Source organism: Gordonia sp. PDNC005 (genome assembly GCF_016919385.1).
Taxonomy (GTDB): Bacteria; Actinomycetota; Actinomycetes; order Mycobacteriales; family Mycobacteriaceae; genus Gordonia.
Window position 1 is genome coordinate 3,571,827 of sequence record NZ_CP070351.1, and the last position, 22,530, is coordinate 3,594,356.

Consider the following 22,530-nt stretch of genomic DNA (forward strand, 5'->3'; position numbering starts at 1 on the left):
ACCCCTACTCATTGGGCGACACCGCCCGGATCGGACCCGATCGCTTCCATCCCCACGCCGTCTCCGCCGACGTCGAGACCTGCGCGGTCGCCGCGTCGGGGGCCAGCGGCGTCAATCTCAGCAGTGCTCCCCAGTCGCGGTACCAGTCGTTCTTCAGATACGTCGAGACCGTCGACTCCGAGGCGATGCCGTCGGTGACGCCGAGAATCCCACCACCGGACCGGTCCTGCCAGGACGTCGATTTCGACCCGGCGGTCACCTGATCGGGCATGATGCGCCACTTCGGCTGCTCGAACACGCCGTCGCGAGCCGTCATCGGCCGCTGACACGGGAACTGCGCGCCGACCGACAGGTCCAACAGCACCGGGGTGTCGTGTCCGATCACCTCGTTCAGGGTCTTCAGCGCGGGTGCGCGCGGCGGGGTGAACGCCAGCCACTCGTCCGGGTTCACGTTGGAGTCTTCAGCGACGATGCGCATCGCAGTCGCCTCCCGGGGCACCGCAGCCATCGGAATGCGCAGGTTGCGCCACGGTCGGTTGGAGCCCCAGTCGGGGTCGATCGGCACGTAGGTGCCGATCGGGGTGAACTCGGTTCCCTCACCGCGTCCGAATTCGACCACGAGCGACCGTCCGGGGCGGGCCGCAGCGTCCCTGTCGATGGAGAAGATCGAGCCCGCTGCGGAGATCACCAGCAACGGCGACGCGTCGTGCGCCGGCAGCGAGTACCACGACGACGTGAGGTGGGCCGTCCCGTCGTCGTAGCCGTAGCTGCCCAGCACCGGCGTCCGGGCGGGGTCGAGACCGAAGGGAAGGGCCGCGACGGAGCCGTTGACGGTGGTCGCTCCGCGTCCACCGAGGGTTCCCGGCGTTCCGGGGGTGACGACGAACGGCGCGGAGACCTTGCGCCCGGTGTGGATGGTGCCTGCACCGATGACGATGTTCTCCGGCGTCAGGTCGGCGGCGACACCGTCGGGTGTGAAACCGACGGACTCGCCGGACAGCGCCTTCGAGACGTTCGACGTCCCGATCGGCCTGAGCATTCCCGCGTTGGAATCCGGCTCGACGAGGACGTCGTCGGCCATTCCACAGGTGTCGCCCGCGACGGCGCGCAGTCCCGCGTTCAGGTTGGTGTAGCTGTCGGACCGTTGGACGGCCGCGCGGGCGAAGAGCGCCCCCTCGGCGAGCAGCACCGCGACCACCAGCACCAGCATCGGCGCCGACCGAGCGACCGTACGCCACCGGGTGTCGTGATCGATCACCTTCGACGACGGCGGCCGGACGTGGCACCAGATGGCGGCCAGGAACGCGACACCGGTGAGGCCGAGGAACAGCGTCGGAGCCGGAATGCCCTTGAGCCCGGGGATCTTGTCCGACCACGAGATGCCGAAGTCGTAGCTCCAGCCCCACGCATTGGAGCCCGCCGTGGCGCCGGCACACGCGAGCATCAGCGCTGCGAGATAGATCCAGAGGTCACGGGCAGAGCGGCGCGCCTGCTGTGCCATCACGACGGTGACCACAGCGGCGAGTGCGGCTCCCAGACCCGCGTAGACACCGAACTGCACCGTCCACTTGGTGGGCGTGAACGACAGCAGCAGGATCGTCAGGAGCGTAGCCGCGACGAGACGCCACACCGGCCCGCGGGCGATCCCGGGGATGTGCTTGCGGCGCAACAGGACTGCGAGCGTTGCGAGCAGCGACAGGACCAGGACGAGGACCGGGAGACGACGGGCGAGGGCGCCGTCGTCATGCGAGAGGGTCAGGAAGTAGAAGCGGAGGAGTTCCTGGTACCAGGCGGCGGTCGGGCCCACTTCGTAACGCACTCGGATCGCCTCGCCGATCGTGGCGATGGTCTGCTGGCGGAACACCACCAGCACGACGAATGCGAATGCCGCGCCGATCGGCGCGATGAGCGGAAGCAGTCCGGCTTCACGATGGCGGGCGCGGATCACGCGCAGCATCGGTCGGGAACCGGCGATCAGGACTGCAACGGCGATGATGCCGTGCGGGGCCGTCGCCAGGGTCAGGCCTGCGAAGAGTGCGGCCAGCGCAGCGGGCAGGATGCGGCGTGTGGCGACAGCGCGCTCGGTCATCCACCATGTCAACAGCGAACCGAGGACGATGATCGCCTCGCTGCGCATGCCCGACGCGAAAGGCATCCAGTAGGCGACGAACACGGCTGCCGCGGTCAGCGCCGCCCACTGCGATCCGCGGATCGCCACGCCGAGACGCGGGAGAAGAACACGGCTGAGGATGAACCACGACGCCAGGCCCGCGAGCAGAGCGGGCAGGCGCATCCAGATCGCCGCGGTCGAGATCTCGGCCCAGTGGCCGAGGAAGGAGTAGTACCAGTCGAAGGGCGCTTCGGGCACGTTGAACCAGCGGTAGTAGTCGCCGAGGTAGCCCACATCGGACGCGTTGCGTCCCATCGTGAGGATGTAGCCGTCGTCCGACGATCCGGCGCCGAGGAAGTGCCAGATCACCAGCGACGCGGTGACCAGCAGATCCACCACGCTCGGGATCAGGATCTTCCAGCGTCCAACCGGCGAGAAACGGTGGCGGTGGCCGTTCGCGGAGTCGAGCTTCCACGCGGCGAACAGCGCGAGGATCACGGCGATCACACCGACGACGATCACGAGCCACTTGAGGATCGTCGGGGTCACGTCGAAGCGGTTGTCGACGTCGATCGTCACGGCGAGGCCCGCTCCTTGCGCGGCCTTGACCTGCGCGCCGTCCAGATCGGTGAAGACGCCGGTGACCTGAGGCTTCTCCGCATCCGGATCAGTAACGGCCGGTCCGACACCCACAACTTGTGCGAACACCGTCGGTCCGTCCGACCAGACGTGAATGCTGCGGCACTTCGCGAGGTCGGCACGAGACGCCGAGACCAATTCCACTCCGCGAACGGCGACCGTCACACCCGCCTGTGACGCGGAGACCAACAGGGCGTTCTCACGGAACCCTTCGGCTTTGGTCGGCATGGACGCCACGATCGTCTTGGGCGTGTCGCCATCGACCTGGCGCAGCACAGTGCACGGAATGCTCACGTCGAGCGACGCCGGAGTCTGAGTCGCGAGCGGCGCGACGACCGATCCGTCCGCCGAGTTCAGCGTCTGGCCGCTGGGCCAGTCGATGGTCGCAGACCGCTCCTGAACAGGAAGGAAAGGCGTCAACACCGCCGCCGCGATCGCGATCGATCCGGCGACGGCCGCGATGATCGCGTACGTCCGTGAGGGTGCTGCAGGCCGAGTAGACATCGAGGTGATGCTAAGCCGTCGCGCTAAGTAAAACCTGAAGGGCACCGGCGAACGCGCCGACAGTGCCCCAATCGAGACCGACAGTCAGCGCGAAACGCGGTGGACGCCCACTAGAAGCAGCGCCGATCGTTCTGCAACGTTGTTGCAACCATGACCGGCCTACGGTGTGTTTCACATCACCAAGATCACCGTTTGAGCTGTGCGAAGGAGTCACCACAATGGCCGTTTACGCCAAGCCCGGAACCGAGGGTTCCGTCATGAGCTTCGAGTCGCGTTACGACAACTGGATCGGCGGCAAGTGGGTGCCTCCGGTCAAAGGCCAGTACTTCGAGAATCCGTCCCCCGTCGACGGCAAGACGTTCTGCGAGGTCGCACGCTCGACTGCCGAGGACATCGACCTCGCGCTCGACGCCGCACACGCCGCAGCACCCGCGTGGGGCAAGACCTCGGTCGCCGAGCGCGCGGTGATCCTCAATCAGATCGCCGACCGCATGGAGGCGAACCTCGAGAAGATCGCCGTCGCCGAGTGCTGGGAGAACGGCAAGGCGGTCCGTGAGACGCTCGCCGCCGACATCCCGCTCGCCATCGACCACTTTCGATACTTCGCAGGCGCCATCCGCGCTCAGGAGGGCGGCATCTCGGAGATCGACCAGGACACGGTCGCCTACCACTTCCACGAGCCGCTCGGCGTCGTCGGTCAGATCATCCCGTGGAACTTCCCCATCCTGATGGCGACGTGGAAGCTGGCGCCGGCACTCGCGGCGGGCAACGCCGTGGTCCTCAAGCCCGCCGAGCAGACACCGTCGTCGATCCTGTACCTGATGAGCATCATCGGCGACCTGCTGCCCGACGGTGTCCTCAACATCGTCAACGGCTTCGGCGTCGAAGCGGGCAAGCCGCTGGCATCGAGCAACCGCATCCGCAAGATCGCGTTCACGGGTGAGACGACCACCGGCCGCCTGATCATGCAGTACGCAACCGAGAACCTGATCCCGGTGACCCTGGAACTCGGCGGCAAGAGCCCCAACCTGTTCTTCGACGACGTCATGTCCGCCGACGACGGCTACCTCGACCGCGCTCTCGAGGGCTTCTCGATGTTCGCGCTCAACCAGGGCGAGGTCTGCACCTGCCCGAGCCGCGCCCTCGTCCAGGGCGGCATCTACGACGACTTCCTGGAGAAGGCCGTCGCCCGCGTCAAGGCGATCAAGCAGGGCAACCCACTCGACACCGACACCATGATGGGCGCTCAGGCCAGCAGCGACCAGTGGGAGAAGATCAAGTCGTATCTGGCCATCGGCCGTGACGAAGGCGCAAAGGTGCTCACCGGCGGCGAACCCGCCGACCTCGGCGGCGACCTGTCCGGCGGTTACTACATCCAGCCGACCGTGTTCGCGGGCGACAACAAGATGCGCATCTTCCAGGAGGAGATCTTCGGCCCGGTTCTGGCCGTCGCGTCGTTCACCGACTACGACGACGCGATCTCCATCGCCAACGACACCCTGTACGGCCTCGGTGCGGGCGTGTGGAGCCGCAACGGCGCCGTCGCCTACCGCGCCGGACGTGACATCCAGGCCGGCCGCGTGTGGACGAACACCTACCACGACTACCCGGCACACGCGGCGTTCGGCGGCTACAAGCAGTCCGGCGTCGGACGCGAGAACCACCTGATGATGCTCGGCCACTACCAGCAGACGAAGAACCTCCTCGTCGGCTACTCGCAGAACGCCAAGGGCTTCTTCTGAGAAGTTCCACGGTGCACCGCCGATAGACCCTCGCCCGGACCGGCGTTCCCGGTCCGGGCGAGTCCCATCTCTCCACCGGCCCCAGGTGAAAGGATCAACCCATGACCACCACCGCACCCGACCGTGTGGTCGCGACCCAGGCGGGCGTCGACCTCCTCACCAAACTGTCGGAGCTGCACGGCGGGCTGATGATCCACCAGTCCGGCGGCTGCTGTGACGGGTCGGCGCCGATGTGTTATCCGGTCGGAGAGTTCCGCATCGGCCAGCGCGACGTGCTGGTCGGCGAGATCGACCTGCCCGATCCGCTCCCCGCGGTGCGGGTCTGGATAGGTGGCGACCAGTTCGAGGCGTGGAAGCACACGCAGCTGATCGTCGACGTCGTCCCCGGTCGGGGTGCGGGCTTCTCTCTCGAGGCGCCTGAAGGTGTGCGGTTCCTGTCGCGCGCCCGTGCATTCACCGACGAGGAGAACACCCTGCTCGCGGCCTCACCGCCGAGAGTCGGAGCGGACTTCGACTGACTACTGTCCCCGCTCCCCGAGAGCCGCAGCCGACTCCGGGACCGCCAGATAGTCGACCTGCCGCCAGAGAGCCATGGACCCGGGCACCACAGTCGTCCCGACCGTCGCGGCCTCACCGGCGAGCGTCGACACTCGCGGACGGCCGTACTTGATCCCTCGCATGACCAAGGTGGCGGCCTGACCCGCACTGATGCTCGACGCCTTACGATATGCGCCGGTCGGTTCGATCATCGGTGTCCGTGTCAGAGGCATCTTGACCGAGGTGACGGTCACGCCGCGGCCCGCGACCTCCCCCGCCAGCACCTCGCCGAAGGCGTCGAGCGCGGCTTTGCTCGCGGCGTACGCGCCGAAACGGGGACCGAGTGCCTGTGTCGCGATGCTCGACACGTTCACAATCCGTCCATGACCGCGTTCGACCATGCTCGGCAGCACCGCCAGCGTGCACGCGACGGCGCCGAAGTAGTTGACGTCCATGGTCCGCCGGTAGTCGTGCATGCGGTCGGCGGCGTTCACCGTCGAACGACGAATCGATCGTCCCGCGTTGTTGACGAGCACTTCGATCGGACCGACCGACTCTTCGATGTCGGCCATCATCGACCTGACCGCGTCTTCGTCTGTCACATCGCATTGGCGCACATGGATCTCACCCGACCTGGACAGCTCGGCGCGCGCCTGCTCGAGCTCGTCCAGTCGTCGGGCGACGATGACCACACGAGCTCCTTCGCCGAGGCAGCGACGTGCCGCGGCGAGGCCGATCCCCGAGCTGCCGCCCGTCACGACCACCACGCGTCCGACCAGATCGAGGGCGCCCAGTCGCATGGCTGACGCTGCGTTCTTGACGACGAAGCGCTCGATTCCGCGCCGCGCTCCCCACAGCCTGTCCAACGGCCCGGCGCTCATGACTGAACTCCGTCGCGCGCCGCGCCGTCGAAGTCGTATTCGATGCCGGTCATCTTCTCGGACTCGGTCCACAGCCGCGCGGCGAGGCGGCGATTTCGCGACAGGCGGGTGGACCGCGATGGCCGCACCGGCCCGCGGGACCCGATGAGGAGTCCCGTCGGTCCCCAGAACACCTCGGGATCAGCCGCTTCGGTGGCCGCGAACAGAGTCGACTCCGCCGCTTTCTCCGGCGGGTGCCCCACCAGGCTCGCGCCCAGCACACCGACCCGGTCGAAGACCGTCTCGGTCCGTGCGAACAGATCGGTCCCGGACACACCAGGATGGACTCCGTATGAGCGGACGGAGCTCCCCGCAGCACGGAGACGGCGTTCCAGCTCGCGAGCGAACATCAGGTTCGCGAGCTTCGACTGCGCGTAGGCGAGGTTCCGCTGGTATCTGCGGTGTCGGTAGTCGAGGTCGTCGATCCACAGCTTCGGCGTCTGCCGGTGAGCGATGCTCGACAGGGTGACCACCCGGTCGGTGATCCTGTCGAGCAGTAGGCCGGTCAACGCGAAGTGACCGAGGTGATTGACACCGAACTGCATCTCGAACCCGTCGACGGTGCGGCGGAACGGGACGTTCATCAGCCCGGCGTTGTTGATCAAGACGTCGAACTCTCCCTGCCCGGTGGCGAAGGATCGAACTGACGACAGGTCGGCGAGGTCGAGCGGAGCGACGGACACGTCACCTCCGATCTCACCTGCGACTCGCTCCGCTTTGGTGACGTCCCGGCACGCCAGGACCACACTGCCGCCCTTATCTGCCAGTCTCTTCGCCGTCACCGAACCGAGTCCGCCGTTGGCTCCAGTGATGATGAAACGCCGCCCGGTCTGATCCCCGATGTGATCTGCTGACCAACTCATTTGTGCCTCCCTGAGCCGTTTCGACCTCAGAGTAAGCGTTACCAACGGTTACGGCAATGGTTGTCAGGCGGCGAACAGCACGCCGACCAGCGCGATCGAGGCCACGAGAACCGTGCCCGAGGCGGCGAGGGCAAGTGGGCGAAGTCCAACTCGACGCATGACGTCGATCCGGATTCCGGCGCCGAGGGCGAACATGGCGGTGGTGAGTGCGATCTTCTGAAGGTCGCCGCCGATCGAGAGCGCCACGTCCGGCAGCACGCCCGCCGACCGCACTGCGACGAAGCCCAGGAAACCGACGACGAACAGCGGGACCAGCGGCGGACGCTTGCCGCCGTCACCGATCTCCCTGCGCTGCCGCACGCTGATCACAGCGAGCACCGGCGCGAGCATCACGACGCGTGCGAGTTTGACGACCACCGCCACGGCCAACGCGCTGCCACTGATCATGCCGCCGGCTGCGACAACCTGCGCGACCTCGTGGATCGAGCCGCCGGCCCACATGCCCGCCGTCGAATCCGACAGGCCCATCACACTCGCGAGGAACGGCACGGCCGGAATCATGAGGGTGCCGAAGACGACGACACATCCGACTGCAGCCGCGACGTCCTCTTCCTTCGCGTCGATCACTCCGTCGACGGCCGCGACCGCGGCTGCGCCGCAGATCGACATGCCGCAGGCGATCAGGAGACGCTGGGCGAACGGAACGCCGAGCAGTTTGCCGATGTAGAGGGTGCCGAGGATGCCGCCGCCCACGATCGCCACGACCACCACGATGACGCCGGCGCCGAGGCCGAGGATGTCGCCGACGACGAGCTGAAGGCCGAGGAGCGCGACGCCGATGCGCAGCAGTGTCTTGGAGGCGAACGTCAGACCCGGTCGAAGGGTCGCGGGCAGGGTGATCATGTTCGCGCACACGGCGCCGAGCAGGATCGCGATGAGCAACGGGCTCATCGCCGGGAGCGCGGTCGACAGACTGACCGCGACGGCCGCGCCGAGACCTGCGAGTGCGAGGCCGGGAAGCACCCCGGAGGTCTGCGGCTTGAGGATCGTCATGCATCCACTGTGGCCGCTGATCGGAGCACCCGGTACCCCGATTCCGAGCATGTGTTCATATCCACTTGATATGGATAATCCATATCTGAGTGACATCTCCGCAGGTTATGGTCGTGGCATGGATGTGCGATCACTCGACCTCGGAGCACTGGAGCTGCTCGTCGGCGTCGACGACCATGGCAGCCTGAGCGCGGCGGCGCGGATCACGGGCGTCGCCCAACCGAATGCGAGCCGATCGATCTCCCGTTTGGAACGCCAGTTGGGTGTGCCGTTGATCAAGCGCGCGACCGCAGGCTCGACACTCACGCCGCAGGGAACCGTGTTGGTCCACTGGGCCCGCCAGATCGTGGACGGTGCGGCCGAGCTCCTGGACGTCGCAGAGGGCCTGAAGTCCGATCACACGGCGGAACTGACCGTCGGTGCGTCGATGACTGTCGCCGAGCACCTGCTGCCCCGCTGGCTCGGCACATTCCGCGCCAAGTTTCCCGAGGTGACCGTCCATCTACGTGTGCAGAACTCGTCGACCGTATTCGTGTCGTTGGCGAACGACGCCTGCGACCTCGGGTTCGTCGAGTCTCCGTCCGTGCCGTCGAAGCTGTGCGGGACCGTCGTCGCCCGCGACCGCCTCGTGCTTGTGGTCCCACCCGATCACCCGTGGACACGGCGTCGACGGAAGGTCAGCGCAGAAGAGCTCGCTGCGACGCCACTCCTGGTCAGGGAGCCGGGGTCGGGCACCCGCACCACGCTCGACGACGCGCTCAGCGCCTTCCCCCGCGCCGAACCGATCCTCGAACTCGGCAGCAGCGCCGCAATCCGAACCTCGGTCGCCGCCGGAGTCGGGCCCGCCGTGCTGAGCAGCCTCGCGATCGCCGACGACGCACGCTCCGGTGCGGTCCGGCCGGTCGAGGTGGACGGCCTGGACCTGTCACGCGCGCTCCGCGCCGTGTGGCGACCTCCACGTGAGCTGCGGGGCCCCGCAGCCGAACTCGTCCGCATCGCCCGAGGGAGCAACACATGACCGCCGAACAACTCGGCTACGACACGATGGCGCAGACATATGCCGACTTGATTCCCGACACATTCCAATCGCCGCTTGAAAAGGCGGCGGTGGACGCCTTCGCCTCGGAGATACGCGGCTCGAACCTCGGCTCGACGATCGTCGACGTCGGCTGCGGCATCGGACATGTCGCGGCGTATCTCACCGACGCCGGCTTCACCGTGCTGGCGGTCGATCCGAGCACCGGCATGCGTGAGCAGGCCGAACTCGCACATCCCGACCTGGAGTTGTCCGCCGACGACGCCTCGCTGAGCACCGTCGACCTGTCGGCAGTCGCCGGGGTCGTGGCCCGGTACAGCCTGATCCACGTAGCGCCGGACGGTGTGCGCGAAGCTCTGGCCGACTGGGCGTCCCGTCTGCCGTCCGGGGCCTGCATCCTCCTGGCCGGGCAGTCGAGTGATGAACCCGGCGTCAGCGAGTTCGACCACGCAGTCGCCCCTGCCTGGCGATGGCATCCCGACTCGATCGCCGAAGCCGTCACAGATGTCGGTTTCACTGAACTGTGGCGGACGGTGAGCCGTCCGGCGGAAGGGTTCCACCGCTTCCCGGAGTTCCACCTGTGCGCGAGGACTCTGCCGGGAAATTCTGGTGAATTCGCGTCGTAGAGCGAATTCACCAGTTCTCAGCGCGAAGGCCGACGACGACGGGCCGAGCCGCCCTTCCCCTTACCCGGGATCTTCCCCGCGGCTTCGCGGTTGGCGCGTTTTGCTGCGGCCTTCTCCTTGGCCGAGCGCTTCGGAGCAGGTTCGGAACCTCCGCGCGACGACGTGGCCTTGCGACCTCGGACGATCCCGATGAACTCGTCACACAGCTCGGATGTCGGGGCCGGCCAGAGCAGACCGACGGTGCTCGTCGGCGCATCCGTCACCGGCCGGTAGACGAGGTCCTTGCGGTGATGCAGCCGCGCCAACGACTGTGGGACCAACAGGAGGCCGATTCCGGCGGCGACGAGCTCGATCGCGTCGGCAACGGTGTCCGGTTGATGTTCGACGGCCGTACCCGGACGGTCGGGCACCATGAGCGGCTCGTCGAGCGGCCAAAGGAACGGCTCGTCGGCGACGTCGGCGAACGTCAGATCGTCTCCGGCGGTGAGTCCGTGGTCCTTCGGCAGCACGACAACCGTCGTCTCCTCGTACAGGGAGATCGTGTGGTGAGGCCCGGGATCGCCGTCTGCAAGAGCGTCTGGCAGCCGAGTGATTGTGATGTCAGCATTCCCGGAAGCGATCGCGTCTGCGGTGTCGGCGACGTCAAGGGCCACGAGGGCGAGCGGCACCTGCGGAAGCCGCTCTTTCCATATCCGCACCCACTTGGCGGGAGTGACGCCTGGCACGTACGCGAGAGTGAAGCGGCGCGGCGTTTCGGGCGAGGTCACGGTTCGAGGCTACCGCCCGATACCCTGGACGCATGAGCTCGCAGTCGATGAAACCGGCCACCGCCGCCAAGAAGTTGGACGTCTACCTGCCGGCGACTCCCGCAGAGTTCCGCGAAGGTCTGATCACACGCACCGCACTCGAAGCCCTGCAGGCCGATCCGCCGCAGTGGCTCCGTGATCTGCGGGCCAACGGGCCTCATCCGAAGAACCTGGTGGCGGGCAAGCTCGGCATCTCGAACTCGGCGCTGGTCCGCGGCGAGATCACCGAGGCACTGACAACCGAGCAGATCAACGCCCTGCTCGAGGAGATGCCGGAGTGGCTTGCTGCCGAACGTGCCCTGCACGTCGAGGTGCTGCGCGAAGAACGCCGTGTCCGGTCGCTGCACGGTGATCGTCGTCGCGCACGGGAGCAAGCCGAAGCGGAGGCGACCGCCGAATCCGACGTCGAGGCAGACTCGGCCGAGTGACGGCCGAGCAGACCCCGGATCCGTCTCCGCCGCCGCGGCCGCGATTCGCCGGTGTGCTCTTTCGCCGTCCGTCTGCACGAGGACGATGGGCACCCGCCGCTCGGGCCGGCCTGTCGCTCGCTCTGCCCGCGACGGTCCTCGCCCTCTGCGGTTTCGGCACGGGTTCGCTTCTCGCAGCAATGGGCGCATTCGCCGTCCTGTACGGCGAGCGGCGCGCATATCTGATCCGATGGCGAGTGATTCTGACGGCCGGTGTGCTGCTGACGGCGATGGCCGCGCTTTTCGGCGCGCTCGGTTCGGCCGCCGGACCGGACGCGTCGATCGGGGTTGATCTGGGAGTAGTCGCCGCTCTCTCCGGGTGCGCGGGCATCAGCGTGTTCGTGGGCAACGCGCTGCGCCTCGGCCCGCCCGGACCGTTCTTCTTCGTCCTCGTCGCGGGTGTGTCCCAACTCGTCACGCGCCACGGCGTCGACGTCGGCCACCTCGTGCTGTTCAGCGCCGCCGGCGCTCTCGCGTCGCTGGTCGTGGGAATGGCGCCCGCGCTGTGGCACCCGCGTGGACCGGAGACCGCCGCGACCACTGCGGCGCTGGAGGCGGCCGAACGATACCTCGCGTCGAACTCGGCCGCCGATCCCGCGGCACGACACGGCGTTGCACTCTCGACTCTGAACGCGTGGACGGTCCTCCACGATGCTGCAGCCACCGACAGCGAACTCGCACAGCGACTGTGGGCAGCACACCAGAAGGTCCATGACGCGCAGGTCAGCAGCTTCGTCGCGCCCCTCCCCCGTCCGAGCGTCGCCCGTCGCCTGGCGTTCGCCGCGAGCCTCGACAGTCACGCCGCCGTGTCGGCGTTCCGTGCGGCCGTCGCCGCAGCACTCGCAGGGTCGATCGCCGTACTCTCCGGACTCGGCCGTCCCGACTGGGCGATTCTCGGCGCCGTGCTCGTCCTTCAACTCGGCCCCGATCGTGTGCACGGTTCCATCCGTGGCGCTCAACGGGTGCTCGGCACAGTGGCCGGCGTCGGCCTGTACGCAATCCTCCATGTGCTCGACCTGCACGTCGGTCCGTTGATCGTCGTCCTCGCGATCCTCAACGTGCTGATCGAGTTGACGGTCGCGACGAATTACGCCGTCGCCGTCCTGTTCATCACCCCGTTGGCGCTGCTCATGGGCGGTCCGAGCACACCCCTGCCCGTCCAGATCGGCGAACGGATCGGCGAGACCGTTCTCGGCGTCGCCGTCGCGATCGCCGCCGTCTGGCTGCTGTTGCCACGTGTCCACCGTCGAACGCTCCACAGTGCCGACTCGGCTGTTCAACACGCCGGCTCCGAGGTGCTCACCGACGGCGCGACGTCGCCCGTCGACTCCGACGGCATGCGACAGAACCGCCGCGACCTGCAGTGGCGTCTCGTCGAAGCCGAACTCGCCGCCACCGACAGCGCATGCGACGAGCCCGCGTGGGCTCGTCAGCATTGGGCTGAGCACACGCGGATCGCAGGTGTCGGCTACGACGTGCTGGGCGCGTGCTGGCGGACGCCGCTGGGTCAGCCGATCGACGCCGGAGTCCGGGCCGAGCTCTCCTCCCGCATCAGTCGCTGACGGGGAACCGCCCAGCACAGGAATCCGGCGACGACACACAGGACCGCAGCGGTGTAGAAGGCCGGATCGTAGCCGCCCGACGCATCGCGGATCGCTCCCGCACCGAATGCCGCGACGGCCGCTCCGAGCTGATGAGCAGCGAAGATCCACCCGAAGACGACCGGGGTCGCGTCGCCGAACTGTTCTCGCGCCAACGCCATCGTTGGAGGGACGGTCGCCACCCAGTCCAGCCCGTAGAACAGGATGAACACCCAGACGCTCGGCGTGGCCGTCGCCCCGAGGATCGACGGCAGTCCGGCCAGCGCGACACCCCGCCCGAGGTAGTAGATCACCAGCAGGATCCGCGGGTCGACGCGGTCGGTGAGCCATCCCGACGCGATCGTTCCGACCACGTCGAAGACTCCGACGAGCGCCAACAGCGACGCCGCCGTCGTCGCGGGCATGCCGTGATCGCCCGCTGCCGGAATGAAGTGGGTCTGCAACAAGCCGTTGGTGGTCGCTCCGCAGATCGCGAAGCTGGCCGCGAGCAGCCAGAACACGGGTCGGCGCGCGCCCAGCGCGAGGCCGCCCAGTGCCGCGCGCGCCATCCCGCGGTCTTCCCGAACCGGCGGAGACACCGTGGTCGACCCGAACGCCGCCATCCCGAGGTCCGACGGCCACGACCTCAGGAGCAGACCGGCGACCGGCACCACCGCGACCGCGACGGCGGTGACCACAAGCACCGACGTGCGCCAGCCGTGTGCGTCGGCCAGCGCTGCAACGATCGGCAGGAAGATCAGCTGCCCGGTGGCAGAGGCCGCCGTCAATACTCCGGTCACGAGGCCGCGCCGCTCGACGAACCAGCGGGTGGCGATCGTCGCTACGAACGCGGTCGAGAGTGCGCCGGTGCCCAGACCCACGAGCACACCCCACAGCAGCACGAGCTGCCAACTGGCCGTCATGAAGACCGCGAGTCCCGTGCCCGCCGCGATCAGAGCCAGCGCCGCCGTCACGACCGGCCGGATTCCGAACTTGTCCATGAGCGCGGCGGCGAAGGGCGCGGTGAGTCCGTAGAGCGCCATGTTGACACTCATCGCAGCGCCGATGGTGCCGTGCGACCACCCGAACTCGTGGTGCAACGGATCCATCAGGACGCCCGGGACCGACCGGAAGCCCGCGGCGCCGAGGATGGTCAGGAAGGCCACACCCGCGATCACCCAGGCGTAGTGGATGCGAAGTTTCACGTGAATCACAATGCCCGGCACCCCTTTCCAGAACCAGTGGCATGAATGCCAATAAATGGCAGAATAATGCCATGCAAACTGTCGCGGTTCTCCTCGTCGAACCAGTCATCGGATTCGACGCGACCATTGCACCCACCTGTTTCGGCAAGGCGGACGACGCCGAGGGGAACCCGCTGTACGACGTTGTCACCTGCAGTGTCACCGGAGACCCCGTCCGATCGACGAACGGCTACGCGATCACGCCGGAGTCGGATGCTTCAGTCCTCGCCCGCGCGGACACCGTGGTGATCCCCGGGACGAAGTGCCCGCCTGCACGTGAGGCGGGCAATCTGCCAGAAGATCTGCGCGAGGCCCTTGCCCTGATAAGACCGGGCACCCGACTCGTGTCGATCTGCACCGGCGCGTTCATCCTCGCGGCCGCCGGACTGCTCGACGGCCGTCCGGCCACCACCCACTGGCAGGCAGGTTCCGACCTGCTTCGCCTGCATCCGACGGTCTCTTTGATCGATCACGTCCTGTACGTCGACGACGGCGACATTCTGACGTCGGCCGGAGTCGCGTCGGGCATCGACTTATGCCTGCACATCATCCGTGGCGACCACGGCACCGCCGCCGCGGCGCGCGTCGCCAGATACTGCGTCCTGCCGCCCGCCCGCGAGGGCACTCATCCGCAGTTCGTCGACCGCCCAGTTCCGCCGCGCGGTGAGGGAAGCACCGCGCCGGTGAGACAGTGGGCGACGGCGAATCCGTCGGAGAACTTGTCCGTCGAACGCCTGGCGCGGCGCTCGGGGATGAGCGTGCGCACGTTCAATCGGCGGTTCCGGGAGGAGACCGGGCAGACGCCGGGTGCCTGGGTGCAACGCCTCCGCCTCGACCACGCGCGCGAGCTTCTCGAACGCAGCGACCTCTCGATCGACGCCGTCGCCGAGCAGTCCGGACTCGGCAGCTCGGCAAGCCTCCGCGTCCATCTGCGCCGGGACACCGGCATGCCTCCTGCCATGTACCGCCGGGCGTTTGGAGGATCAGTAGCCGCGGCCCACCTCGACTCGTGAGATCAGGTCGAGCCCTGCCGTGAAACGCCGGAGGTTCTCGGTCAGGAACGGCGCCATCTCGGTTGTCAGACGCCCCGCCGGGTTGGCGACGTGCGGGGTGATCACCACGTTGTCCAGGCTGAACAACGGATCGTCGAGCGGCGGCGGTTCCGGGTCGGTCACGTCGAGTCCGGCGCCGGCGATCGCCCCGCCGACCAGGGCCCGGTACAGCGCCGCCTGGTCGATCAACGGCCCGCGGGCGACGTTCACCACCCATGAGTGGGGCTTGAGGAGTGCGAGTGTCCGGTCATTGATCACGTGCCGTGTCTCTGCGGTGTCGGGTGCCGCCAGCACGACGTGATCGGCGCGGGCCAACGCCTCATCGATCTCAGATGCAGGAAGTGTCAGGTCGGCGCCGTCGACTGATCGGCCCGACCTGTTGACGGCGATCACCGAGGCCCCGCACGCGGCCAGCATCGGAGTGAGCGCACGGCCGATTCCACCCGCGCCGAGGATCACGACAGTCGAACCTCGCAGCGTCCGCACCGCCGGGTCCACAGCACCCTTCGCCCAGCGACTCCGGGCCGAGGCGACAACCTGACGGGTCCCGGCGAGCAAGAGCGCAAGCGCGTGTTCGGCGCATCCCTGCGCATAGAAACCGGACGCATTGGTCCAGATGCGGCGCTCGTCGAGCACGCCGGCGTCGACGAACCGTTCGATGCCCGCGGTACTGAGTGCAACCCACTCGATGGAGTCCGGCAGTTCGGGAAAGCCGTCTGGCCCTCCCAGCCACACCAGGATTTGAGCGTGGTCCAGCGAGACCAGCTCAGCTCCCGCGTCGCGCACCGCTCCCACCACGTGAGGGTCGTGTACCGGTTCGACAGCGACGCGCAGTGAGCTCATGCGTCCATCTGTATCACTCCCGTCCCGCTGCTCGTTGAGCGAACGAAGTGAGTCGAAGCGCGCAGATGACCTTTCGACTCACTCCGTTCGCTCAAGGAGCAGGAGGGATCACACTCAATTCGGCGACGGCGTCGTCGACCGTCCGAAGACGAACTCCGATCAACTCCAGATCGGCGAGGCGTTCCGGCGTGGTCTGCGACGTCGCGTCAACGACGAGAACGGTCCGGTAGTCACGTTCCGAAGCGTCGAACAGCGTTGCTCGTGGACAGTTCGGGAGATTGCACCCGGCCACGACGACGGTGTCGATCCCCAGGTCGCTAAGCGTGCGATCCAGCGATGTCCGGTGAAACGCCGACCAGCGCGGTTTGTACATCACCGACTCGTCGGGGCCGATCTGCTGGGTCTCACCACTCCGCAGTAGATTCCAATCGAGCGTCAGAGCGTGAGGCAGGAGCGCGGCCGGGATGTCCGCGCCCCTCGTCCCTGGGCGGACGACCGCGTCACCGGACTCGATCGCCGCACGCCGCACGAGGTCGACGTCCGATTCCCCGGCCTCATACGACCGAACAATGTGCACGATCGGCCTGCCTGCTGCGCGGAACGACGTCGCGAGGCGAGCGAGTTCCGGTATTCGATCGGCCGTCCCTTCGACTGCGCGCGGGCCGATCGCGAAGTCGTTCTGGACGTCGATGATCAACAGGGCCGACGTCGCCCAGTCGGGATCGAGGTACATACCCCGATCATGACTCATGTCAGGAGGGCAACGGAACGTTCTGCAATCGCAGCTGGCCGCGGGCGAGAGTCTTGCCTGTCGTGTCATCGGTCACCTCGACGAGCCACAACTGCTGGGTCCGGCCCTGCTGAATCGGCTCGGCGATCACCGTCGCACGGCCCCCCGTCGACGGGCGGAGGAAGTCGGTGGCGTTGTGGACGCCGACGGCGAACTGGCCGCGGTCGGCGACGGCGGCACTCGCACCGATGCTGCCCGCACTCTCGACGAACGTGGCGTACACGCCACCGTGCACCACTCCCCACGGCGTGTGATGGCGTTCGTCGAGATCGACGTATCCCTCCACGCGAGTTCCCGTCACCACCGTCGGCACCATGCCCGCGGCTCGGAGGAACTCGCTCGCGCCGTCGAGGCCGACCTCGGGCATCGCACTGTCGGTCATGGGCTTCTCCTTCGAATCTGACTATTGATTACGAAGTTAGATCGGCCGCATGCTGACTGTCAATAGTGAAGTCAGCTAGTCTGGGTGAATGAAGTGGCTCGACATCGACCCGGGGAACTGCTCAGTGCAGCGAACCCTCGACGTGATCGGTGACCGGTGGAGTGTCCTCGTCCTCCGCGAGGTGTTCAACGGTGTGCGGCGCTTCGATCAGATCAAGTCACACACGGGTGTCTCCGACTCCGTGCTCTCCGATCGTCTCCGACGGCTCGTCGACAACGACGTTCTCCGCGCGGTCGATTACCAGGAGGCCGGTGCGCGGCGTCGCAAGGAGTACCGGCTGACCCCGGCCGGGTTCGACCTTCAGCCGGTCCTGCTCTCGCTGCTGAGTTGGGGCGACACACACCGCGCCGACCCAGAGGGGCCTGCGCTGGCCATGGTCCACGACGATTGTGGTGCGCCGGTGGCGCTCGAGCTGCGGTGCGCAGCAGGCCATCAAATCGAGAATCGGCGTGACATCCACGCCGAGCCGGGCCCCGGCGCGCGCATTCACCAGTAGCGGGTCATCGGCGGCCGCGCACCGGCCCCAACAGCCGAACCGTCACTGGCGGAAGATCCGGACACTGCAGGTACACGGTTCTCGGATGAATGTGGAACTCGGCCGTGCTGACCGACGTGACACCAAACCTGTCCGGCGCCGCAGCGATCGCGTTCAGCCAGGTCAAGGGATCGGGCACCACAACCGGCTCGCCATCGAACACACCCCACAGATCATGCGGGACGGTCCCCGACCCCTCGCTGAGGACCGGCGTCGAATCGGCGCACAGCTCGGCCAACGTCACCGACGCCCGGTCGGCGAGACGGTGACGGGCGTTGACCAGCACCACCCGTCGCTCCGACTCCTCCGCGAGCAGCACCGTGTGCGCGGGCACCGGAGCGTCGGGTGACGGTATCCGAATCAGGGCACGGTCGACCCTGCCGTGTACCAATTCACCGACCGGATCCACAGCGTGCCGGAGTTCGTACGACGGTCCTGCGTCGAGCCCCTGTTCGAGCTTCGGCGTCAGACCACCCCACGCGTAACCAATGGTCAGCGGACCGTCCGAACTGCCGCCCCCGAACAGTTCGTCGTACCCGTCGACGACCCGCTCGATCCCGACAAGGAGTTCCGCTGCACCCGGCGCGAGTCGAGTGCCCGTCGACCGGCGGTCGAACAGAGGCGCCCCCAGCGCTCGTTCGACGTCGGCCACCGCACGGCTGACCGTTGGCTGCGACACTCCCAGAGCACGCGCGGCAGCCGAGATCCCGCCCGCACGGGCGACGGTCACGACGTACCGCAGCCGCTCAATCTCAGCCATACGCCAACTGTATGGGGATCTCCGCTGCGGCACTGCCGATACCCGGTCCGCATCCCTACCGTCTGACCGATGACCACACGTTTGCGGTTCGTCGGCGAACCCACATTGCTGGTACTGCTCTGGTCGAGCGGTGCCGTCGCGATCGGCATCGGACTCGACGGCATGTCACCCCAGACGTTCCTCACCGTCCGCGCGATCGGCGCCGCTTCCTGTGCGTGGGCCATCGTCCTCACAACTCGGTCGACGTTGCCGACCGGCCGAGAACTGGCGATCGTCGTCGGCGCAGGGCTCCTTCTGCAGGTGACGTACCAGTGCGCGTACTTCCTCGCTATCGCCCATCACATCGGTGCCGGAATGATCTCGCTGATCATGTCGGCGCAGCCCCTGCTCACCGTGGTGGCGGCAGGCGCACTGTCGCGACGCACCGCCGTCGGCGCGGGTCTGGGCGTGATCGGCGTAGGTGTCGCCGTCGTCGCCGACACCTCGGGCACTGGCGACGCCTCCATCGTGGCGTTCGCCTTCGCCGCCGTCGCACTTCTCGCGATCACCGCGGGAACCCTCGTGCAGGCCAAGGTCACGTCGACGACGGGCTGGTCGTGCGTCGCCGTTCAGTCGACTGTCAGCGCAACGGTATTCGGTGGCGTCGTCATGGCGATCGGGCCAGGCGAGGTCCACTTGACGGTGTCGTCGGTCGTAGCCGTCGCGTGGGTGACGATTGTCGTCAGCGTGATCGCCACAGCGCTCCTCTATCGGATCACGCGAGAGCGCGGCGCCGTGGTGGTCAGCGGACTGTTTCTCGTGGTCCCGTCGTGCGCCGCGGGCCTGGACTATCTCCTGACCGGCACCGGTGTGCCGCCACTGGCGATCGTCGGCGGTGCCGTCGCCGTCGTCGGACTCGTGATGCTGCAGCGCCCGGACACCCGATCACGCCGGTCGATCAGACGCGGTCGAGATCGACGTCTCGCGTCTCCTTCATGACGATCAGCGCGATCAGGGTCGAGACGCCCGCGATCGCGAGGTAGACGCCCACCCATCCGACCCCGAAGTCGGCGACGAGCCACGTCGCGATGAACGGGGCGATAGCGGCGCCGATGATCGACGCGAAGTTGTACGCGATACCGCTGCCCGTATAGCGGACGTTGGTCGCGAACAGCTCCGGCAACACGGCGCTCATCGGACCGAACGTGAAGCCCATCAGCGTCAGGCCGACGATGAGGACCGCCAGCATCGACCCCTGCGTGACGTGCGCGGGATCGAGAATCCACTGGAACGACAGTCCGTAGACGATGATCAAGACCGTCGCGATGATCAGGACGAGTCGACGCCCGAAGCGGTCGGCGAGCTGTCCGGAGACCGCGACGAACACGGCGAAGAACACCACGGCGATCAGCTGCATCTGCAAGAAGTCGATGTACGAGATTCCAAGCTTCGTGCCGGACTTGTCGACGACCTTGCCGGTTCCGTAGGACACGACCCAGGTAGTGACCAGGTAGAAGAGCGTGTAGGTGGCGACCATGACGAATGTGCCGATGATGAGCGGACGCCACGCCGTCCGGACCACTTCGCCCAGCGGGGTCTTGACCTTCTTGCCCTCCTGGACGGCCTTCGCGAACACCGGAGTCTCGGTCAGCTTGAGTCGGACGTACAGGCCGAGAATCACCATGAACGCCGACAGCAGGAACGGAATGCGCCAGCCCCACGTCATGAACGGATGATCCGCACCGGAGGTCTTCGAGTCGAAGTCCATCACCGACATGATCACCAGGAAGGTGCCGTTGGCCAGGAAGAACCCGAACGGCGCACCGAGCTGGGGCCACATCGCCGCCCACGCCCGTTTACCCTTCTCCGCAGTCTCCGTGGCGAGAAGCGCCGCGCCCGACCATTCACCGCCGAGGCCGAGCCCCTGCGCGAATCGCATCAGCGCCAGCAGCGCGGGTGCGAGGTAGCCGGCCTGTTCGAATGTCGGCAGCACACCGATGAGGAACGTTGCGACGCCCATCGTGACAAGCGATCCGACCAAGGTCGCCTTGCGCCCCACCCGATCACCGAAATGACCGAAGAGGATCGAGCCGATCGGCCGCGCGGCGAACGCCAGGCCGAACGTGGCGAACGACGCGAGGAGCGCCGCGGTGTCGTCCCCCTTGGGGAAGAACAATGTCGGGAAGACGAGGACCGCCGCGGTCGCATAGATGTAGAAGTCGAAGAACTCGATGGTGGTGCCGACCATCGACGCGATGATGATTCGCCTGCGATTCATTCCGTTGACGATAACGTCAACCGTTCGATCGACAGGCAGGAACCCGCCGACGGCCGTGTCAGTCGCAGTATCCGCAGTGCCCGGTGGCGGGCAGTGCGGTGAAACAGGTCGGGCACAGCCGAGGCTTGGGCTCTTCCCGATCCGCGGCCTTGGCGGACTTCGGCTTTGCGGCCGCGCGCGGCTTCGGCTCCGCCTTGGCTCGGGGCTCGGCTTTCGCCTTCGGTGCGGCCTTCGGTTTGGCCGTCTTGCGCGGCGCCTGTGCGCGAGCGGCGACGGCACGACGCTCGGCGACGCGCGGAGCAAGGATCGGTCGTGCTCCCGGCGGCATCGCGGCTCCCGCGAACACGTAACAGTCGAACCGTGCGACGGCCGCGTCGCGATCAGGATCCTCCGGCTTGTCCCGGCCAGCCACCTCGACGACGTGGAGGTAGGCGTCCCCGACACTCTCGTCCAGGCGAACGCAGAGCGACGCGAGGAGAGGTTCGCCCTCGCCACGCAGGCGGGTCACTGCCGCGAGGAGATCGTTGATCCACAGGCGGACGGGACGGCCGGCGCGGATGCCGGTCTCGCTCTGCACCTTCGACGCGACCTCGGCTTGCGTGATGAGTGAGCCGAAGACCTTCGCCGTCTCGATCAGGAGGTCCCGAGCGACGGGGGCCCACTCGGCGAGCGCCTCGGTGAACGGAATGGGCAGTTCGCCAGGCTCGCGAAATGCGGTGGTGGCGGAGTCGTCGTCGGAGTGCACCCAATGAAAATATTCCGGTTGCGCGACCGTAGTCGAATCGCGAGGTCAGGTTGTGACGGACAACCCGTTCCCAAGTCGTGACCAACCACCACTTGTTACTGAAGTAACTGATGTAGTTCAGTGGGACTATTGTGACGAAACTTCTGCGCACCCATATTCGTACGGCCGCCCTCGGTGCGGTCAGCGTCGGCGTCGCCGTGACACTGAGCGCCCCCGCGCCCGCGTCGGCACTACCCGCCATGCCCGACTTATCGTCGCTGTCGAACTCCTCGGCAGGCCTCCCCTCCGTTCTGGAGATCCTTCCGGGACTGCTCCAGCAGGCTCCCCTCCCGAGGCCGGACGGACGGACACACTGCACGAAGGTGGTGCAGATCGGCGACTCGACATCGGTCTCCGCCGACTCCGCAACCGCACTCCCCCGCGCAGACGACACGGCGACAGCGCAGTACGGCAGGGTCGGCGTCAGCTCGGTGGCCGTCGACGCCCTGTCTGGGCGGGCTATCGTCGGCGGTCCCGGCGTCGATGCCGAGCACGCCGTGACCTCACGTTCGGCCTCGGCGGGGAACGCCTGCTGGGTGATCGCGATGGGCGTCAACGACGCAGGCGCCATCAGCGGCGGCAGTTCCGTCGGTGCAGACGAACGCATCGACCGCATCATGAAGCAACTGACCGGTCGGGCCGTGCTGTGGCCGACGATCGCGTCGTCCAACCCGTCGAACCCCGCGTTCGGCAGGGCGTCGATGAAGGCGTTCAACGACGCCCTCCGCCGTGCGACCACTCGCTACCCCAACCTCGCCGTCTACGACTGGGCCGCCACGGCTCGTCCAGAGATGTTCACCGACGGCATCCACTACACGTCGGCTGCCTATGCCGACCGCAATCGTCGATTCGCCGATGCGCTGGCTGCCGCCTATCCGACGGGCGGCGGCGCGTCGCCGACCAGGGCCTGGATAGCGGGCTGAAGCGAGTGCGACACCTG

22 protein-coding genes are annotated in these 22,530 nt (G+C 67.3%); 10 read left to right on the forward strand and 12 right to left on the reverse strand.

Features of this window, described 5'->3' with window-relative positions; genetic code table 11:
• Nucleotides 1-4: 4 nt before the first annotated feature.
• Complete coding sequence (locus tag JVX90_RS17240; protein ID WP_205329897.1) at nucleotides 5-3,253, reverse strand: arabinosyltransferase domain-containing protein; 3,249 nt, start codon at nucleotides 3,251-3,253, stop codon at nucleotides 5-7.
• A gap of 218 nt (nucleotides 3,254-3,471) precedes the next feature.
• Here JVX90_RS17240 and JVX90_RS17245 point away from each other — a divergent pair, with 218 nt between their 5' ends.
• Together JVX90_RS17245 and JVX90_RS17250 are read left to right on the forward strand one after the other, a co-directional pair.
• Nucleotides 3,472-4,995, forward strand: a complete 1,524-nt coding sequence (locus JVX90_RS17245) for an aldehyde dehydrogenase family protein (protein ID WP_205329898.1) — start codon at nucleotides 3,472-3,474, stop codon at nucleotides 4,993-4,995.
• Nucleotides 4,996-5,096: 101 nt separating this feature from the next.
• Complete coding sequence (locus tag JVX90_RS17250) at nucleotides 5,097-5,513, forward strand: DUF779 domain-containing protein (protein ID WP_205329899.1); 417 nt, start codon at nucleotides 5,097-5,099, stop codon at nucleotides 5,511-5,513.
• Here the strand turns inward: JVX90_RS17250 and JVX90_RS17255 are convergent, their stop codons facing one another.
• From JVX90_RS17255 to JVX90_RS17265, 3 genes are all read right to left on the reverse strand, one after another.
• Complete coding sequence (locus JVX90_RS17255) at nucleotides 5,514-6,413, reverse strand: SDR family NAD(P)-dependent oxidoreductase (protein WP_205329900.1); 900 nt, start codon at nucleotides 6,411-6,413, stop codon at nucleotides 5,514-5,516.
• Nucleotides 6,410-7,315, reverse strand: coding sequence for an oxidoreductase (locus JVX90_RS17260; RefSeq protein WP_205329901.1), 906 nt, complete (start codon nucleotides 7,313-7,315; stop codon nucleotides 6,410-6,412). The genes JVX90_RS17255 and JVX90_RS17260 overlap by 4 nt, the downstream gene beginning before the upstream one ends.
• 63 nt (nucleotides 7,316-7,378) lie before the next feature.
• Nucleotides 7,379-8,368, reverse strand: a complete 990-nt coding sequence (locus tag JVX90_RS17265) for a putative sulfate exporter family transporter (RefSeq protein ID WP_240193940.1) — start codon at nucleotides 8,366-8,368, stop codon at nucleotides 7,379-7,381.
• 118 nt (nucleotides 8,369-8,486) lie between these two features.
• Between JVX90_RS17265 and JVX90_RS17270 the strand changes: the two genes are divergently transcribed.
• Together JVX90_RS17270 and JVX90_RS17275 are read left to right on the forward strand one after the other, a co-directional pair.
• Entirely contained in the window at nucleotides 8,487-9,386 is a 900-nt protein-coding gene (locus JVX90_RS17270; RefSeq protein ID WP_205329903.1) for a LysR family transcriptional regulator, read from the forward strand.
• Nucleotides 9,383-10,030, forward strand: coding sequence for a class I SAM-dependent methyltransferase (locus JVX90_RS17275; RefSeq protein ID WP_205329904.1), 648 nt, complete (start codon nucleotides 9,383-9,385; stop codon nucleotides 10,028-10,030). The genes JVX90_RS17270 and JVX90_RS17275 overlap by 4 nt, the downstream gene beginning before the upstream one ends.
• Before the next feature lie 17 nt (nucleotides 10,031-10,047).
• On the opposite strand, the gene JVX90_RS17280 is transcribed toward JVX90_RS17275, so the two are convergent.
• Nucleotides 10,048-10,797 (reverse strand): LysR substrate-binding domain-containing protein, encoded by a 750-nt coding sequence (locus JVX90_RS17280; RefSeq protein ID WP_205329905.1) that lies wholly within the window; start codon nucleotides 10,795-10,797, stop codon nucleotides 10,048-10,050.
• A 47-nt stretch (nucleotides 10,798-10,844) separates the two neighbouring features.
• Here JVX90_RS17280 and JVX90_RS17285 point away from each other — a divergent pair, with 47 nt between their 5' ends.
• Both JVX90_RS17285 and JVX90_RS17290 read left to right on the forward strand, forming a co-directional pair.
• Nucleotides 10,845-11,264 (forward strand): DUF5997 family protein, encoded by a 420-nt coding sequence (locus JVX90_RS17285; protein ID WP_205332475.1) that lies wholly within the window; start codon nucleotides 10,845-10,847, stop codon nucleotides 11,262-11,264.
• Nucleotides 11,261-12,865 (forward strand): FUSC family protein, encoded by a 1,605-nt coding sequence (locus tag JVX90_RS17290; protein ID WP_205329906.1) that lies wholly within the window; start codon nucleotides 11,261-11,263, stop codon nucleotides 12,863-12,865. The genes JVX90_RS17285 and JVX90_RS17290 overlap by 4 nt, the downstream gene beginning before the upstream one ends.
• Here the strand turns inward: JVX90_RS17290 and JVX90_RS17295 are convergent.
• Nucleotides 12,811-14,088: an MFS transporter gene (locus tag JVX90_RS17295; protein ID WP_205329907.1), complete on the reverse strand. Its 1,278-nt coding sequence runs from the start codon at nucleotides 14,086-14,088 to the stop codon at nucleotides 12,811-12,813. The genes JVX90_RS17290 and JVX90_RS17295 overlap by 55 nt on opposite strands.
• A 71-nt stretch (nucleotides 14,089-14,159) precedes the next feature.
• On the opposite strand from JVX90_RS17295, the gene JVX90_RS17300 reads away from it, so the two are divergent.
• Nucleotides 14,160-15,140, forward strand: a complete 981-nt coding sequence (locus tag JVX90_RS17300) for a helix-turn-helix domain-containing protein (protein WP_205329908.1) — start codon at nucleotides 14,160-14,162, stop codon at nucleotides 15,138-15,140.
• Here JVX90_RS17300 and JVX90_RS17305 read toward each other — a convergent pair.
• From JVX90_RS17305 to JVX90_RS17315, 3 genes are all read right to left on the reverse strand, one after another.
• Nucleotides 15,111-16,022 carry a D-isomer specific 2-hydroxyacid dehydrogenase family protein gene (locus tag JVX90_RS17305; protein WP_205329909.1) on the reverse strand — a complete coding sequence of 304 codons (912 nt, stop codon included), beginning with the start codon at nucleotides 16,020-16,022 and terminating at the stop codon, nucleotides 15,111-15,113. The genes JVX90_RS17300 and JVX90_RS17305 overlap by 30 nt on opposite strands.
• 91 nt (nucleotides 16,023-16,113) lie before the next feature.
• On the reverse strand, nucleotides 16,114-16,755 hold the full coding sequence (locus tag JVX90_RS17310) for an isochorismatase family cysteine hydrolase (protein ID WP_205329910.1): 642 nt from the start codon (nucleotides 16,753-16,755) through the stop codon (nucleotides 16,114-16,116).
• Between the two features lie 19 nt (nucleotides 16,756-16,774).
• Nucleotides 16,775-17,194 carry a PaaI family thioesterase gene (locus JVX90_RS17315; protein WP_205329911.1) on the reverse strand — a complete coding sequence of 140 codons (420 nt, stop codon included), beginning with the start codon at nucleotides 17,192-17,194 and terminating at the stop codon, nucleotides 16,775-16,777.
• Nucleotides 17,195-17,282: 88 nt separating this feature from the next.
• Here JVX90_RS17315 and JVX90_RS17320 point away from each other — a divergent pair, with 88 nt between their 5' ends.
• The gene (locus JVX90_RS17320) at nucleotides 17,283-17,750 is read left to right on the forward strand and encodes a helix-turn-helix domain-containing protein (RefSeq protein WP_205329912.1); all 468 of its coding nucleotides are present in this window, start codon (nucleotides 17,283-17,285) and stop codon (nucleotides 17,748-17,750) included.
• A gap of 4 nt (nucleotides 17,751-17,754) precedes the next feature.
• On the opposite strand, the gene JVX90_RS17325 is transcribed toward JVX90_RS17320, so the two are convergent.
• Nucleotides 17,755-18,549 (reverse strand): LysR family transcriptional regulator, encoded by a 795-nt coding sequence (locus JVX90_RS17325; protein ID WP_205329913.1) that lies wholly within the window; start codon nucleotides 18,547-18,549, stop codon nucleotides 17,755-17,757.
• Between the two features lie 69 nt (nucleotides 18,550-18,618).
• On the opposite strand from JVX90_RS17325, the gene JVX90_RS17330 reads away from it, so the two are divergent.
• On the forward strand, nucleotides 18,619-19,527 hold the full coding sequence (locus JVX90_RS17330) for an EamA family transporter (protein WP_205329914.1): 909 nt from the start codon (nucleotides 18,619-18,621) through the stop codon (nucleotides 19,525-19,527).
• Here the strand turns inward: JVX90_RS17330 and JVX90_RS17335 are convergent.
• Nucleotides 19,487-20,806 (reverse strand): MFS transporter, encoded by a 1,320-nt coding sequence (locus JVX90_RS17335; protein WP_205329915.1) that lies wholly within the window; start codon nucleotides 20,804-20,806, stop codon nucleotides 19,487-19,489. The genes JVX90_RS17330 and JVX90_RS17335 overlap by 41 nt on opposite strands.
• Before the next feature lie 58 nt (nucleotides 20,807-20,864).
• The gene (locus JVX90_RS17340) at nucleotides 20,865-21,551 is read right to left on the reverse strand and encodes a hypothetical protein (RefSeq protein WP_205329916.1); all 687 of its coding nucleotides are present in this window, start codon (nucleotides 21,549-21,551) and stop codon (nucleotides 20,865-20,867) included.
• Nucleotides 21,552-21,682: 131 nt separating this feature from the next.
• Here JVX90_RS17340 and JVX90_RS17345 point away from each other — a divergent pair, with 131 nt between their 5' ends.
• Entirely contained in the window at nucleotides 21,683-22,513 is an 831-nt protein-coding gene (locus tag JVX90_RS17345; protein WP_205329917.1) for an SGNH/GDSL hydrolase family protein, read from the forward strand.
• The last annotated feature ends 17 nt before the right edge of the window (nucleotides 22,514-22,530 follow it).

Excerpts from the sequence above, each read along its gene's own strand:
- JVX90_RS17260 (WP_205329901.1), bottom strand. The coding sequence starts at position 7,315 with ATGAGTTGGTCAGCAGATCACATCGGGGATCAGACCGGGCGGCGTTTC.
- JVX90_RS17315 (WP_205329911.1), bottom strand. The coding sequence starts at position 17,194 with ATGACCGACAGTGCGATGCCCGAGGTCGGCCTCGACGGCGCGAGCGAG.
- JVX90_RS17335 (WP_205329915.1), bottom strand. The coding sequence starts at position 20,806 with ATGAATCGCAGGCGAATCATCATCGCGTCGATGGTCGGCACCACCATC.
- JVX90_RS17320 (WP_205329912.1), top strand. The coding sequence starts at position 17,283 with ATGAAGTGGCTCGACATCGACCCGGGGAACTGCTCAGTGCAGCGAACC.
- JVX90_RS17255 (WP_205329900.1), bottom strand. The coding sequence starts at position 6,413 with ATGAGCGCCGGGCCGTTGGACAGGCTGTGGGGAGCGCGGCGCGGAATC.
- JVX90_RS17285 (WP_205332475.1), top strand. The coding sequence starts at position 10,845 with ATGAAACCGGCCACCGCCGCCAAGAAGTTGGACGTCTACCTGCCGGCG.
- JVX90_RS17310 (WP_205329910.1), bottom strand. The coding sequence starts at position 16,755 with ATGTACCTCGATCCCGACTGGGCGACGTCGGCCCTGTTGATCATCGAC.
- JVX90_RS17240 (WP_205329897.1), bottom strand. The coding sequence starts at position 3,253 with ATGTCTACTCGGCCTGCAGCACCCTCACGGACGTACGCGATCATCGCG.
- JVX90_RS17330 (WP_205329914.1), top strand. The coding sequence starts at position 18,619 with ATGACCACACGTTTGCGGTTCGTCGGCGAACCCACATTGCTGGTACTG.
- JVX90_RS17325 (WP_205329913.1), bottom strand. The coding sequence starts at position 18,549 with ATGGCTGAGATTGAGCGGCTGCGGTACGTCGTGACCGTCGCCCGTGCG.
- JVX90_RS17275 (WP_205329904.1), top strand. The coding sequence starts at position 9,383 with ATGACCGCCGAACAACTCGGCTACGACACGATGGCGCAGACATATGCC.
- JVX90_RS17270 (WP_205329903.1), top strand. The coding sequence starts at position 8,487 with ATGGATGTGCGATCACTCGACCTCGGAGCACTGGAGCTGCTCGTCGGC.
- JVX90_RS17245 (WP_205329898.1), top strand. The coding sequence starts at position 3,472 with ATGGCCGTTTACGCCAAGCCCGGAACCGAGGGTTCCGTCATGAGCTTC.
- JVX90_RS17250 (WP_205329899.1), top strand. The coding sequence starts at position 5,097 with ATGACCACCACCGCACCCGACCGTGTGGTCGCGACCCAGGCGGGCGTC.
- JVX90_RS17305 (WP_205329909.1), bottom strand. The coding sequence starts at position 16,022 with ATGAGCTCACTGCGCGTCGCTGTCGAACCGGTACACGACCCTCACGTG.
- JVX90_RS17300 (WP_205329908.1), top strand. The coding sequence starts at position 14,160 with ATGCAAACTGTCGCGGTTCTCCTCGTCGAACCAGTCATCGGATTCGAC.
- JVX90_RS17265 (WP_240193940.1), bottom strand. The coding sequence starts at position 8,368 with ATGACGATCCTCAAGCCGCAGACCTCCGGGGTGCTTCCCGGCCTCGCA.